The sequence below is a fragment of the Streptomyces sp. NPDC000348 genome (assembly GCF_042898795.1).
In the GTDB taxonomy this organism is placed as follows: Bacteria; Actinomycetota; Actinomycetes; order Streptomycetales; family Streptomycetaceae; genus Streptomyces.
Genome location: NZ_JBIAZD010000001.1, coordinates 448980 through 461960, shown reverse-complemented (window position 1 = coordinate 461960; position 12981 = coordinate 448980). Strand labels below are relative to the sequence as shown.

The following is a 12981-nucleotide window of genomic DNA, read 5'->3' as shown; positions in this document are numbered from 1 at the left end:
AGCACCCGGTCGTAGCGTTGAAGGTTGTGGACGAGGTTCTTCGGCTTCGGGCCGGGGACTCGTGGGGTTGGGATTCGGCAACGATGGAGAAGCGTGTGATGACGGACGGTAAGCGGCGCAGGGGTCTGGCGGCCGCGTCCGCTCTGCTCGGCGGAGTGCTGGTGCTCTCGGCGTGTTCCGGCGGTGACGACGGCGCCGCGGGCGACAGCGGCAAGGGCGACTCGCAGGCCCAGGTCGACGAGGCGGCGGCCAAGAAGTCCTCCGAGGCGCAGATCAAGATCACGCCGAAGGACGGCTCGAACAACGCCTCCATCAACAACTCCGCCGCCGTGACCGTGGCCAAGGGCACGCTGACCGAGGTGAAGATGACCACCGCCGACGGCACCGCCGTCGCCGGTGAGATATCCGCAGACAAGAAGAGCTGGAAGCCCAGCGTCCAGCTGGAGCGGGCCACCACCTACAAGCTGTCGGCCACCGCCGAGGACTCCGCGGGCCTCGCCGCCCACGAGAACGCCTCGTTCACCACGGTCGCCCCGGACAACAGCTTCATCGGCACCTTCACCCCGGACGACGGCACCACCGTCGGCGTCGGCATGCCGGTGTCGATCAACTTCGACAAGGCGATCACCAACAAGGCCGCGGTGCAGAAGGGCATCACCGTCTCCACCACCAGTGGCCAGGAGGTCGCCTGCCACTGGTTCAACGCCAACCGCATGGACTGCCGGCCCGACGAGTACTGGCAGGAGGGCTCCACCGTCACGCTGAAGCTGGCGCTCGACGGTGTCGAGGGCGCCGAGGGCGTCGTCGGCGTCCAGCAGAAGACGGTCACCTTCAAGATCGGCCGCAACCAGGTGACGTACGTCGACGCCAAGACCAAGCAGATGAAGGTCACGCAGGACGGCAAGACCGTCCGCACCATCCCGATCTCCGCCGGTGCGCCCGAGAACAAGACGTACGAGGGTCAGATGGTGATCTCCGAGAAGTTCAAGGAGACCCGGATGAACGGCGCGACGGTCGGCTTCACCGACGACGACGGCAAGGGCGAGTACGACATCAAGGACGTGCCGCACGCCATGCGCCTGTCCACCTCCGGCACCTTCATCCACGGCAACTACTGGGGCGCCAAGTCCATCTTCGGCAGCGTCAACACCAGCCACGGCTGCGTGGGCCTGTCCGACACCAAGGGCGCGAACGACCCGAGCACGCCGGGCGCCTGGTTCTACGACAACTCGATCATCGGCGACGTGGTCGTCGTCCAGAACACCGGCGACAAGACCATCGCCCCGGACAACGGCCTCAACGGCTGGAACATGAGCTGGGAGCAGTGGAAGGCGGGCTCGGCGGTCTGACGCCGGCCGCGCACGCGGCGCCCTCACCCCACCACCCGGCCGATGCCGCCGTCCGCCCCTCCGGGGAGCGGGCGGCGGCATCGGTCTTCTTCTCATGGGGCTCTTATGAGGCGCTTACCGCTTCATCACCCGGCGTCCCTAGCTTGCCGCCATGTTCTTCACCTACCTGAGGCGCGAGCTGCGCCGCCGCAGAAAGGCGGCCCTCGTCGTCGCCTCCGGGCTCGCGCTCGGCATCGCGCTGGTCATCGTGGTCAACTCCGTGTCCTCCGGCATGAGCAAGGCGCAGGAGAAGGTCCTGCAGTCCCTGTACGGGCTCGGCACGGACATGACGGTCACCAAGGCCGCCGAGTCCCAGACCGCCGACGAGCGCCCCCGGTTCCAGTTCGACGCCCAGGACGACGACTCCGGCGAGGAGCAGAGCAGCGACCGCGTCATGGTGCAGGGCTTCCAGACCCTGGCGAGCTCCACCGTGACCAAGGTCGCCGAGCAGGACGGCGTCGCCGACGCGGTGGGCGGGCTGAGCCTGCAAGTCATGAAGGTGAGCGGCGAGTTCACCCGGGGTCAGTTCCAGCAGGACGGCCAGGGCGCCGAAGGCGGCCAGGGCGGCGCTCCCGGTGCCGGCCAGTCCGCCCCGGAGGGCCGGGTCGAGGGCGGCGGCGCCAACTTCGACGTCAACAGCTACACCGTCTACGGCACCGACGTCACCGAGCCCGCACTCGGCCCGCTGACCTCCTCCGAGATCACCGACGGACGCACCTTCGAGAAGACGGAGACCGACGCGAAGGTCGTCGTCGCCGACTCCGCCTACGCCAAGGAGAAGAAGCTCGAGACCGGTGACACCGTCACCGTCAAGGGCACCAAGTACAAGGTCATCGGCATCGCCACCGCCTCCAGCGGGGACGCCGCGGCCAACCTCTACCTGCCGCTGAAGCAGGCGCAGACCCTCGCCGACGCCAAGGACAAGGTCACCACGATCTACGTCCAGGCGACCGACTCGCAGCAGATCGACAGCGTCAAGTCCGGGATCCAGAAGAACATTTCCGGTACGACCGTCACGACCTCCGCCGACCTCGCGGACACCGTCTCCGGCTCCCTGTCCACCGCCTCCTCGCTCGCCGCCGGCGTCGGCAAGTGGCTATCGGTCGTGGTGCTCGTGGCCGCGTTCCTCGTCGCCGGTCTGCTCACCTCCTCTGCGGTCTCCCGCCGGGTGCGCGAGTTCGGCACCCTCAAGGCGCTGGGCTGGAAGTCCGGCCGGGTGACCCGCCAGGTGATCGGCGAGTCCATGGTCCACGGCCTGGTCGGCGGCGCCCTCGGCATCGCGCTCGGCCTGGCGGGCGCGTACGCCGTCACCGCCGTCAGCCCCACCCTGCAGGCCCAGCTCGGCGGCGGCAGCGGTAGCGGCGGTACGGCCGGTCCCGGTGGTGGCGGCATGGGCGGCCCCGGCCGGCAGGCCGCCGCCAAGACCCTGGAGGTCGCGCTCACCGCGCCGGTCAGCCTCACCACCCTCGCCCTCGCGGTCGGCCTCGCCGTGGCGGGCGGTCTCGTCGCCGGCGCCTTCGGCGGCTGGCGCGCCTCCCGGCTGCGGCCGGCCGACGCGCTCCGCCGCGTCGAGTAGCACCCGCCCGGCACCAGCCCAGGGGCCCGCCCGCGGCGGACGGGCCCCCACCCCCGTACGCGATCCAGGAGCAGACCCATGTACGAACTCAGAGGCGTCACCCGGCGCTACACGCGCGGCAAGGAGACCGTCAACGCCCTCGACGGAGTCGACCTGACCATCCCCGACGGCGACCGGCTCGTCATCCAGGGCCCCACCGGCGGCGGCAAGTCCACGCTGCTGCAGATGCTCGGCGGACTGGACCGGCCCAGCTCCGGCGAGATCGTGCTGGACGGCACCGACCTGGCCAAGCTGCCCGAGGCCCGGCTCACCCGGGTCCGCAGTGAGAACATCGGCTTCGTCTTCCAGTCGTTCAACCTGATCCCCACGCTCACCGCGCAGGAGAACGTCGAGACCGCGCTCGTCCCGCTCGGCGTGAAGGCCAAGGAGCGCCGGGAGAAGGCCGCCGAGGCACTGGCGTCGGTCGGTCTGGGCGAGCGGCTCGGGCACCTGCCCAGCGAGATGTCCGGCGGGCAGCAGCAGCGCGTGGCCATCGCGCGGGCGCTGGTGAAGGAGCCGAAGGTGCTGCTCGCCGACGAACCCACCGGAAACCTCGACGAGTCGATGCGCGACGAGATCATGGACGTGCTCATCCGCATGTGGAAGGAGCTGGGGCTCACCTTCGTCATGGTCACCCATGACTCGGCGATCGCGAAGGCGGCCCCGCGCCTGGCGACGATCCGCAAGGGACGGATCACGGTGAAGGAGAACACGAAGGCCTGACCGGGAAGGCGCCAACCGCGCGTTTGTGTAACGGAGTTCCGGCGGTGTGGTTACAGCCGCCCGACGACTTCGCCACCCTCTCCGGCGTCCCTTGAGACGCTTGATCACCCCTCGGCATACTGCGTGTTCCGGGGGGTGCGCACATGCGTACGAGACCACCCCCGGCCGGGTGACGTCGAGTTCGCCCGGCGACTTCGCTAGGGGGAACCTTGCGCAGACAAGTGAAGAGAGCGTGCGCGGCCACGATCGCCACGGCGACCGCCGTGGCGCTCGCGGCGGGCATGGCCGGCCCGGCGTCGGCGAACGGGGAGCGCACGGCCTCCTCCTCCGCGACGGAGGCGTCCTCGTCGCAGGCCAAGCACCGGATCACGCTGATCACGGGCGACCGGGTCGTGGTGGACGCCAAGGGCCGCGTGGTCGGCCTGGAGCGGGCCGAGGGCCGGGAGCACATACCCGTGCAGGTCCGCCGGACCGGCGGCCACACCCTCGTCCTGCCGGCCGACGCCGCCCGGCTGGTGGCGAGCGGCAAGCTGGACCAGCGGCTGTTCGACGTCACCGAGCTGAACAAGGCCACGACCCGCGGCTCCCAGAAGCGGGGCCTGAAGGTCATCGTCGGCTACCAGGGCGGCGCCCGGGCGGCCAAGGCCGACGTCCGTGACGCGGGCACGGTCCGCCGGACCCTGAAGACCCTGAACGCGGACGCGGTGCAGACCCCGCACGAGGACGCGCCGGAACTGTGGGACGCCGTCACCGACGGCGACCGCACCGCCTCCGGCATCGCCCACGTCTGGCTCGACGGGGTCCGCAAGGCCTCCCTCGACACGTCGGTGGCGCAGATCGGCACCCCGAAGGCCTGGGCGGCCGGCTACGACGGCAAGGGCGTCCGGATCGCCGTCCTCGACACCGGTGTCGACGCCACCCACCCGGACCTCAAGGGCCAGGTGACCGCGTCCAAGAACTTCACCTCCGCGGCCACCGCCGGCGACAAGGTCGGCCACGGCACCCACGTCGCGTCCATCGCGGCCGGTACCGGCGCCCAGTCCAAGGGCACGTACAAGGGCGTCGCGCCCGGCGCCAAGATCCTCAACGGCAAGGTCCTCGACGACTCCGGCTTCGGCGACGACTCCGGCATCCTCGCCGGCATGGAGTGGGCGGCCGCGCAGGGCGCCGACGTCGTCAACATGAGCCTGGGCGGCATGGACACGGCCGAGGTGGACCCGCTGGAGGCGGCGGTCAACAAGCTCTCCGCCGAGAAGGGCGTCCTGTTCGCCATCGCGGCCGGCAACGAGGGCCCGCAGTCGATCGGTTCGCCCGGCAGCGCGGACGCCGCCCTCACCGTGGGCGCGGTCGACGACAAGGACAAGCTCGCCGACTTCTCCTCCACCGGCCCGCGCGTCGGCGACGGCGCCATCAAGCCGGACGTCACCGCTCCCGGCGTGGACATCACGGCCGCCTCGGCGAAGGGCAACGACATCGCCAAGGAGGTCGGCGAGAAGCCGGCCGGGTACATGACCATCTCCGGTACGTCGATGGCGACCCCGCACGTCGCGGGCGCCGCGGCGATCCTGAAGCAGCAGCACCCGGAGTGGACCTCCGCGGAGCTGAAGGGCGCGCTCACCGGCTCCACCAAGGGCGGCGCGTACACGCCGTTCGAGCAGGGCTCGGGCCGCGTCCAGGTCGACAAGGCCGTCAAGCAGACCGTCATCGCCGACCCGGTGTCGCTGAGCTTCGGCGTCCAGCAGTGGCCGCACACCGACGACGAGCCGGTCACCAAGGAGCTCACCTACCGCAACCTCGGCACCCAGGACGTCACCCTGAAGCTGACGTCGACCGCCACCGGCCCCACGGGCAAGGCGGCCCCGGCCGGCTTCTTCACGCTGGGCGCCACGACGGTCACGGTCCCCGCGGGCGGCAAGGCCTCCGTCGACCTCACCGTCGACACCAGGCTCGGCGGCACGCTCGACGGCGCCTACTCGGCGTACGTGGTCGCCACCGGCGGCGGGCAGACCGTGCGGACCGCCGCGGCGGTGCAGCGCGAGGTCGAGTCGTACGACGTGACGCTGAAGTTCCTCGACCGCGCGGGGCAGCCGGCCGGCAACTACGTCGCCAACCTCGCGGGCATCTCCGGCCTGGGCGCCGACCGGTGGTACCAGCCCTACGAGGCCGACGGCACCGTCACCGTCCGCGTGCCCAAGGGCGGTTACGTCCTGGACACCGGGATCTTCGTCAGCCCCGACCCGGAGAAGTACGAGGGCGCCGACTGGCTCGCCCAGCCCAAGCTGAACGTCACCAAGGACACGACGATCACGCTGGACGCCCGCAAGGCCAAGCCGGTGAAGATCACCGTGCCGGACAAGGCGGCCAAGGGGGAGTTCGCCTCCGCCGACTACACCGTCGAGACGAAGGACTCCTCCCACGGCTTCGGCTGGTGGCTGGACTCGTACGACAACTTCCGCTCCGCCCACCTGGGTCCGCAGATCACCGACGGCTCGCTGAGCCAGCAGTGGGACGCCCACTTCAGCAAGGGCGCCAAGGAGCAGTACAGCACCGTCACCGGCGCCAAGGTCAAGAACCTCGCCACCGGTTACACCCGGGCCTACAAGACCGGCGAACTCGCCACGGTGAAGGTCGGCATGGGCGCCGCGGCGAGCGGCAAGAAGGGCGTCGTCAACCCCGTCGGCTGGCTGCCCGGCAGCACCGGCGCCTCCTCGTTCGGCAACGAGCAGAGCCTGCCCGGCACCCGCACGCTGCACCTGTCCACCACGGGCGGGGTGAAGTGGGACCTCGACTTCGAGCAGATCGGCGGGGTCGACAAGGAGGGCTGGCCCGTCTCCGAGGCCGGCTACACCATCGGCCAGGCGAAGGGGTACAAGGGCGGCAAGACGTACCAGGAGACCGTGAACACGGCCGTCTTCGGGCCGCGTCTCACCTCCGACTACGGCCTCTTCCGTGACGGCAACAGCATCTACGGGCGGACCCCGCTGTTCGCCGACGGCAAGGGCCACGCCGGCTCCTCGGTGTTCACCTCCGTCACCACCAGCCTCTACCGCAACGGCAAGAAGGTCGGCTCGCACGACGACCCGCTGTTCGGCGAGAAGGAGTTCAAGGTCCCGTCCGCGGACGCCTCCTACAAGCTGACCACCTCGGTCAAGCGCAGCGCCAAGGTCGCCGCCGCCTCCACGCGGATCGACGCGAGCTGGACCTTCCGCTCCAAGAAGACCGCCGGCCTCAAGCAGCTGCCCGCCTCCTCGGTCCGCTTCCAGGCGGCCACCGGCCTGGACAGCAAGGTGACGGCCGGCAAGAAGGCCAGTGTTCCGGTCACCGTCGAGGGTGCTGCCAAGGGCAAGAACCTCAAGTCCCTGGCGGTGTACGTGTCCTACGACTCCGGCAAGACCTGGAAGAAGACCACGGTCACGAAGGGGAAGATCACCGTCAAGAACCCCGCGAAGGGGAAGGCCATCTCCTTCCGCGCCAAGATCGCCGACAAGAAGGGCAACACGTCGACGATCTCGATCTACAACGCGTACCACGGCAAGTAGTCCGTGAACGGACGGCCCGCCGGAAGCACCGCTTCCGGCGGGCCGTTCCGTCTCCTCCGGCAGCGGGCCGGCGAGGGCGGGAGCCCGGCAGCGGACCCCGCCCCGGCTCAGGGGGCCGTGCTCTGCGTCCCGGCCCGCCTCGCGTCCGCGCCCCAGCTGGACAGAAGCCTCAGGGCCTCCGCCGACGGCGAGTCCGGCTCCGCGAAGTACGTGACCAGCGACTGCCCGGTGTCGTCGCCGGCCGGGCGGAACGACTCCCACAGCAGCGTCAGCTCACCGACCAGCGGATGCCGGACGCGCTTGACGCCGTGGCTCTTCTCCTTGACGTCGTGTGCCGCCCACAGCCCGCGGAACTCCTCGCTCTTGACGGACAGCTCGCCCACCAGCGAGGACAGCTGGGGGTCGTCCGGATGGAGGCCCGCGTCCATGCGGAGGTAGGCGACCATGTCGTACGCCTTCTGCTCCCACTCCACGAACAGCTCCCGGTGGTCCGGGCTCAGGAACACCAGCCGCGCCCAGTTCCGCTCCTGCGCCGGGAGCCGCCCCCAGTCCCCGAAGACCGCCGCCGCCATCCGGTTCCAGGCGAGGATCTCCGAACGCCGGCCCACGACGTACGCCGGGACCGCGTCCATCGAATCCAGCAGGTGCCGCAGCGCGGGGCGGACCTGCTGGGTCCGGGGGGCCGGCTTCCGCTTCTGCCGCCTGGGCTTCGCCAGGTGCGTGAGATGGGTGCGCTCGGCGTCGGAGAGGCGCAGGGCGCGCGCGATCGAGTCCAGCACCTCCGCCGACACGTTCCGCCCGTTGCCCTGCTCCAGGCGCGTGTAGTACGCCACGGACACCCCGGCGAGCTGCGCCAGCTCCTCGCGGCGCAGGCCGGGCACCCGGCGGTGCCGTCCGAAGTCCGGCAGGCCCACGTCCTCCGGCTTCAGCCGGGCCCGCCGGGTGCGCAGGAACTCGCTGAGTTCGGCCCGCGGGTCGAGGCCGCCGCCCGCGGGACCGGCCGGAGGGGTGTGCTGCTCGTCCATGTCCCCAGTATCCCCGGTCGTACGCACGGCATCCTGTCCCCGCCAGTGGTACGCACGGCCAACGTAGGCAGAGCGGTGGACTGGGTGAACCCCGGACGTCGGGGCAGGCTGGAGGCCGTGCCCGGCCGGACAGAAGGCTGCCGGGCGCACGACCCCACGAGGAGAACTCCGGCATGACCACTGTTGCCGCGTACGCCGTACCCGCCGCCAAGGCTCCGCTGGAGCGGACGACCATCGAGCGGCGCGCGGTGGGCGAGCACGACGTCCTGATCGACATCAAGTTCGCCGGCATCTGCCACTCCGACATCCACCAGGCCCGTGAGGGCTGGGGCGAGGCGATCTTCCCGATGGTCCCCGGCCACGAGATCGCCGGTGTGGTCTCCGAGGTCGGCCCCGGCGTCACCCGGTTCCGGATCGGCGACCGCGTGGGCGTCGGCTGCATGGTCGACTCCTGCCGCGAGTGCGACAACTGCCGGGCGGGCAAGGAGCAGTACTGCACCGGCGGCATGGTCGGCACCTACAACGCCCTGGACAGGAACGGCGAGCCCACCCACGGCGGCTACTCGGAGAAGATCGTCGTCGACGAGAACTACGTCGTCCGCATCCCCGACGGGCTGGCCCTCGACGTCGCCGCGCCCCTGCTGTGCGCCGGCATCACCCTCTACTCCCCGCTGAAGCGCTGGGGCGCCGGTCCCGGCAAGAAGGTCGCGATCCTCGGCATGGGCGGCCTCGGCCACATGGGCGTCAAGATCGCGCACGCGCTGGGCGCCGAGGTGACGGTGCTCTCGCAGTCCCTGCGCAAGAAGGACGACGGCCTCAAGCTGGGCGCCGACCACTACCACGCCACCAGCGACCCGAAGACCTTCGAGGAGCTGCGGGGCACCTTCGACCTGATCGTGTCGACGGTGTCGGCCCCGCTGGACTTCAACGCCTACCTGTCCCTGCTGCGGACGGAGGGCACGCTGGCGAACGTGGGCGCCCCGGAGGAGCCGGTCTCCCTCAACCTCTTCTCGGTGATCGGCGGCGGCAAGACCCTCGCCGGCTCGATGATCGGCGGCATCGCCGAGACCCAGGAGATGCTGGACTTCTGCGCCGAGCACGGCATCGGCGCGGAGATCGAACTGATCGGCGCGGCCGAGATCAACGAGGCGTACGAGCGCGTCCTGAACAGCGACGTCCGCTACCGCTTCGTGATCGACACCGCGACGATCTGACGCCCGGCTTCGGCTCCGGCGCCCGGCTCCGGCGTCCGGCGAGGAGGAGCCGCGGGCGGCACCAGCCACGGCGCCTCGGACGAGTGAGGGCGGGGCGCTGCCGCAGGACCCGGGTCCCGGGGACCACCGTTTGGTCACCGGGACCCGGCCGGGCTCCGTACCCCGGTGCCGGCCGGGCTCCGTACCCCGGTGCTCAGTGCGGCAGCGTCGCCGGGCTGCCGCCGTTCGCCTCGTAGCCGGCCACCGCCAGGGCGCGGTAGACGGCGAACTCGGCGGCCGGGTCGGGGGAGAGGGTCCACGGGAGGGCGCCCACGTGGCCGTCGATGTGTATGAGCTGGCCCATGGCCTCCGCCCAGCGCTCGCCGCGGACCAGGAAGAAGACCAGCAGGTGCCGCACGTGCGCCGACATCGGGTCGTCGGGGCGGGCCGAGTGCACCGCGTGCAGCGCGCCGTGGATCGCCTTGGTGACGGTCTCGCTCCGGTAGAAACCGGCGACCAGGTTCACCTCGGGCAGGTGCTCGAACACCGCGAAGAGCGGCATGGCGGCGAGCAGGGAGCCCCGGGGCGCCCGCGCCGCCGCGGCCTCCGCGAAGTCGTACGCCTGCTGCCGCGAGCCGTGCCACTTCTCGCACCAGTAGTGCAGCGCCGCCAGGTGCGCCCCCATGTGGGCCGGGGCGCGGTCCAGGATCTTCAGCCAGAGCTGCTCGAAGTCCTGCCGCGGGTAACCGAGTCCGCGGGCCACCGACAGTTCCACGATGTACGGGACCGGGTCACCGGGGGCCAGCAGGGCGGCCTCGCCGCACGCCGCCCTCGCCTCCTCCATGATGATCCGGAACTCGTCCGTCCCGGGCACCGCCGTACGCCACGCCTGCTGCACCAGGAACTCGGCGTGCACCGCGGCGCCGCCCGCGTCCTTGGGCATCTCGGTCCGCCACACCCGCAGCCACTGCCCGCCCGGCGTCTCGCCCACCCCGCCGGGCCGCTGCTGCAGCTCCAGCGAGGCCGCGCCCGCGAACGCCTGGACGCGCTGCCAGCGCCGCTCGCCCTCCGCGTCCGTGCCGGCCAGCAGCTGCTGCGCCGCGCGGTAGTCCTGGGTGCGCTGCACCAGGTCCAGGACGTCCAGCAGGTCCTGGTCGGGGCCCGGCATGCGGACGTCCAGCTCCTCCTCGCGGGCGAAGCGGTAGTTCGCCGGGTCCGCCGCGTCCGGGTGGCCGGCGGGGACCTGAGTGATCGTCCCGCGCCCGCGCCTCAGGAACGGCAGCACCACGAAGCCGAGCATGACGAGGGCGATCAGGACCCAGAGAATCTCCATGTCACCAAGCGAACCAGACCGCGCCGACAATTGGCCAACCCGGTGCCGGACCTTGTGGAAAACTCCCGGCACCCGCCCGCTCCGTCCGCGCCGCCCGCTCCGCGTCCGCCATCCGCGCCGTGCGCGCACTACCCTCGGTGCCCATGAGCGACAGGCACATCAGTCAGCACTTCGAGACGCTCGCGATCCACGCGGGCAACACCGCCGACCCCCTGACGGGCGCGGTCGTCCCGCCGATCTACCAGGTGTCCACCTACAAGCAGGACGGCGTCGGCGGCCTGCGCGGCGGCTACGAGTACAGCCGCAGCGCCAACCCGACCAGGGCCGCGCTGGAGGAGAACCTCGCCGCCCTGGAGGGCGGCCGCCGCGGCCTCGCGTTCGCGTCCGGACTGGCGGCCGAGGACTGCCTGCTGCGTACGCTGCTCAGCCCCGGCGACCACGTGGTGATCCCGAACGACGCGTACGGCGGCACGTTCCGTCTCTTCGCCAAGGTCGTCGCCCGCTGGGGCGTGGAGTGGTCGGTGGCCGACACCTCCGACCCGGCCGCGGTGCGCGCCGCCCTCACCCCGAAGACCAAGGTCGTCTGGGTGGAGACCCCCTCCAACCCGCTGCTCGGCATCACCGACATCGCCGCCGTGGCCCAGGTGGCCCAGGACGCCGGCGTCCGGCTCGTCGTCGACAACACCTTCGCCACCCCCTACCTCCAGCAGCCGCTCGCGCTCGGCGCGGACGTCGTCGTGCACTCCCTGACCAAGTACATGGGCGGCCACTCCGACGTCGTCGGCGGCGCCCTGATCACCGGCGACGCGGAGCTGGGCGAGGAACTCGCCTACCACCAGAACGCGATGGGCGCGGTCGCCGGACCCTTCGACTCCTGGCTGGTGCTGCGCGGCACCAAGACGCTCTCGGTGCGCATGGACCGGCACAGCGAGAACGCCACGAAGATCGCCGACATGCTCACCCGCCACGCGCGCGTGACGAGCGTCCTGTACCCGGGGCTGCCCGAGCACCCCGGTCACGAGGTCGCCGCCAAGCAGATGCGGGCCTTCGGCGGCATGATCTCCTTCCGCGTGGAGGGCGGCGAGGAGGCGGCCGTCGAGGTCTGCGACCGGGCCCAGGTGTTCACGCTCGGCGAGTCCCTGGGCGGCGTCGAGTCGCTGATCGAGCACCCCGGCCGGATGACGCACGCGTCCGCGGCCGGTTCCGCGCTCGAGGTCCCCGCCGACCTGGTGCGCCTCTCCGTGGGCATCGAGAACGTCGACGACCTGCTCGAAGACCTCCAGCAGGCGCTCGGACGGTGACGGTCACCATCCCGTGAGCGGTGGGGTCGTCCGAGACGGCGGCTCCACCCAGGGGCGGGCCGTCAGCGCCCACACCGTGAACGCCACGGCCGCCGCCAGCACCAGCAGCCGCACCGCGCGGCGGGCGAGCGTCCTGCGGCGCAGGATGCGGGCCCCGCGGCGCGCGCCGCCTCGGCGTGGAGCCCGGGCGGCACGCGCGGCGGTGACTGCTCCAGCATCCGCCGCACGGTCTCCTCACGCCGCATCCGGGTCACGACGGCGCCGCCTCGGCGCGGCCCGCCGCGGGGGGCCGGTCCCGGGGCGGGCGCAGCACGGCGGCCATCGCGCGGTGGAGGACGGTCCGCACGCGCTCCGCGGGCAGACCGAGCAGGGCCGCCGTCTGTTCCTCGGCGATCCCCTCGTGCAGCCGCAGCACCAGGATCAGGCGTTCCCGCGGGGTGAGCCGGGCGAGCGGGCCTTTCGGACGGGCGCGGGAGGGGAGCAGTCCGCCGCGGTGGTGCCGGGTGCCGTATCCGAAGCGGGTCGCCAGGTACCGGCGGGTGTGGGCGTAGGGGTCCCCGCCGTGCGGCCGGTCCCAGCTCGCGTACGTGTGGGCCAGCGCCAGGGTCAGCAGGCGCCGGGCCCGCGGGTTGTCGTCCGGGGCCTCGGCGGTGAGCAGGGTCGCGGTGTGCAGCAGCCGGGCGCCGGCGCCCGCGACGTACGCCTCGAACTCGCGGGCGCGGTGGATGTCCTGGGACGCATGCCGTCGTCGCAACCGCGCCTCCCGCGCCCCCTGGGTGAGCCCTCGGTTCTCATATCAGGCCAGGGGGCACCATCCGGTCAAGAGACGTGCGCGCGCGACGCTTCGGTTTTCCGCCCCCGCCG

9 protein-coding genes and 1 pseudogene are annotated in these 12981 nt (G+C 71.7%); 6 read left to right on the top strand and 4 right to left on the bottom strand.

Annotated features, from left to right (window positions below):
- Positions 1-98 precede the first annotated feature (98 nt).
- From ACFY3N_RS02180 to ACFY3N_RS02165, 4 genes are all read left to right on the top strand, one after another.
- On the top strand, positions 99-1349 hold the full coding sequence (locus tag ACFY3N_RS02180; protein ID WP_390814739.1) for an Ig-like domain-containing protein: 1251 nt from the start codon (positions 99-101) through the stop codon (positions 1347-1349).
- Between the two features lie 151 nt (positions 1350-1500).
- Positions 1501-2964 (top strand): ABC transporter permease, encoded by a 1464-nt coding sequence (locus ACFY3N_RS02175; RefSeq protein WP_390814738.1) that lies wholly within the window; start codon positions 1501-1503, stop codon positions 2962-2964.
- A 78-nt stretch (positions 2965-3042) separates the two neighbouring features.
- A complete protein-coding gene (locus ACFY3N_RS02170) occupies positions 3043-3726 on the top strand; it encodes an ABC transporter ATP-binding protein (protein WP_390814737.1) in 684 nt (227 codons plus the stop codon).
- Positions 3727-3935: 209 nt separating this feature from the next.
- The gene (locus ACFY3N_RS02165) at positions 3936-7265 is read left to right on the top strand and encodes a S8 family serine peptidase (protein ID WP_390814736.1); all 3330 of its coding nucleotides are present in this window, start codon (positions 3936-3938) and stop codon (positions 7263-7265) included.
- Positions 7266-7372: 107 nt separating this feature from the next.
- On the opposite strand, the gene ACFY3N_RS02160 is transcribed toward ACFY3N_RS02165, so the two are convergent.
- Positions 7373-8290 (bottom strand): helix-turn-helix domain-containing protein, encoded by a 918-nt coding sequence (locus ACFY3N_RS02160; RefSeq protein ID WP_390814735.1) that lies wholly within the window; start codon positions 8288-8290, stop codon positions 7373-7375.
- Positions 8291-8463: 173 nt separating this feature from the next.
- Here ACFY3N_RS02160 and ACFY3N_RS02155 point away from each other — a divergent pair, with 173 nt between their 5' ends.
- Entirely contained in the window at positions 8464-9504 is a 1041-nt protein-coding gene (locus ACFY3N_RS02155) for an NAD(P)-dependent alcohol dehydrogenase (RefSeq protein ID WP_390814734.1), read from the top strand.
- A 193-nt stretch (positions 9505-9697) separates the two neighbouring features.
- Here the strand turns inward: ACFY3N_RS02155 and ACFY3N_RS02150 are convergent, their stop codons facing one another.
- Positions 9698-10816, bottom strand: a complete 1119-nt coding sequence (locus ACFY3N_RS02150) for a hypothetical protein (RefSeq protein ID WP_390814733.1) — start codon at positions 10814-10816, stop codon at positions 9698-9700.
- Positions 10817-10959: 143 nt separating this feature from the next.
- Here ACFY3N_RS02150 and ACFY3N_RS02145 point away from each other — a divergent pair, with 143 nt between their 5' ends.
- On the top strand, positions 10960-12117 hold the full coding sequence (locus ACFY3N_RS02145) for a cystathionine gamma-synthase (RefSeq protein WP_390814732.1): 1158 nt from the start codon (positions 10960-10962) through the stop codon (positions 12115-12117).
- Positions 12118-12120: 3 nt separating this feature from the next.
- Here ACFY3N_RS02145 and ACFY3N_RS02140 read toward each other — a convergent pair.
- Together ACFY3N_RS02140 and ACFY3N_RS02135 are read right to left on the bottom strand one after the other, a co-directional pair.
- A pseudogene (locus ACFY3N_RS02140) lies at positions 12121-12371 on the bottom strand (hypothetical protein).
- Complete coding sequence (locus tag ACFY3N_RS02135; protein ID WP_390814731.1) at positions 12368-12871, bottom strand: sigma factor-like helix-turn-helix DNA-binding protein; 504 nt, start codon at positions 12869-12871, stop codon at positions 12368-12370. The pseudogene ACFY3N_RS02140 and the gene ACFY3N_RS02135 overlap by 4 nt, the downstream one beginning before the upstream one ends.
- Between the last annotated feature and the right edge of the window lie 110 nt (positions 12872-12981).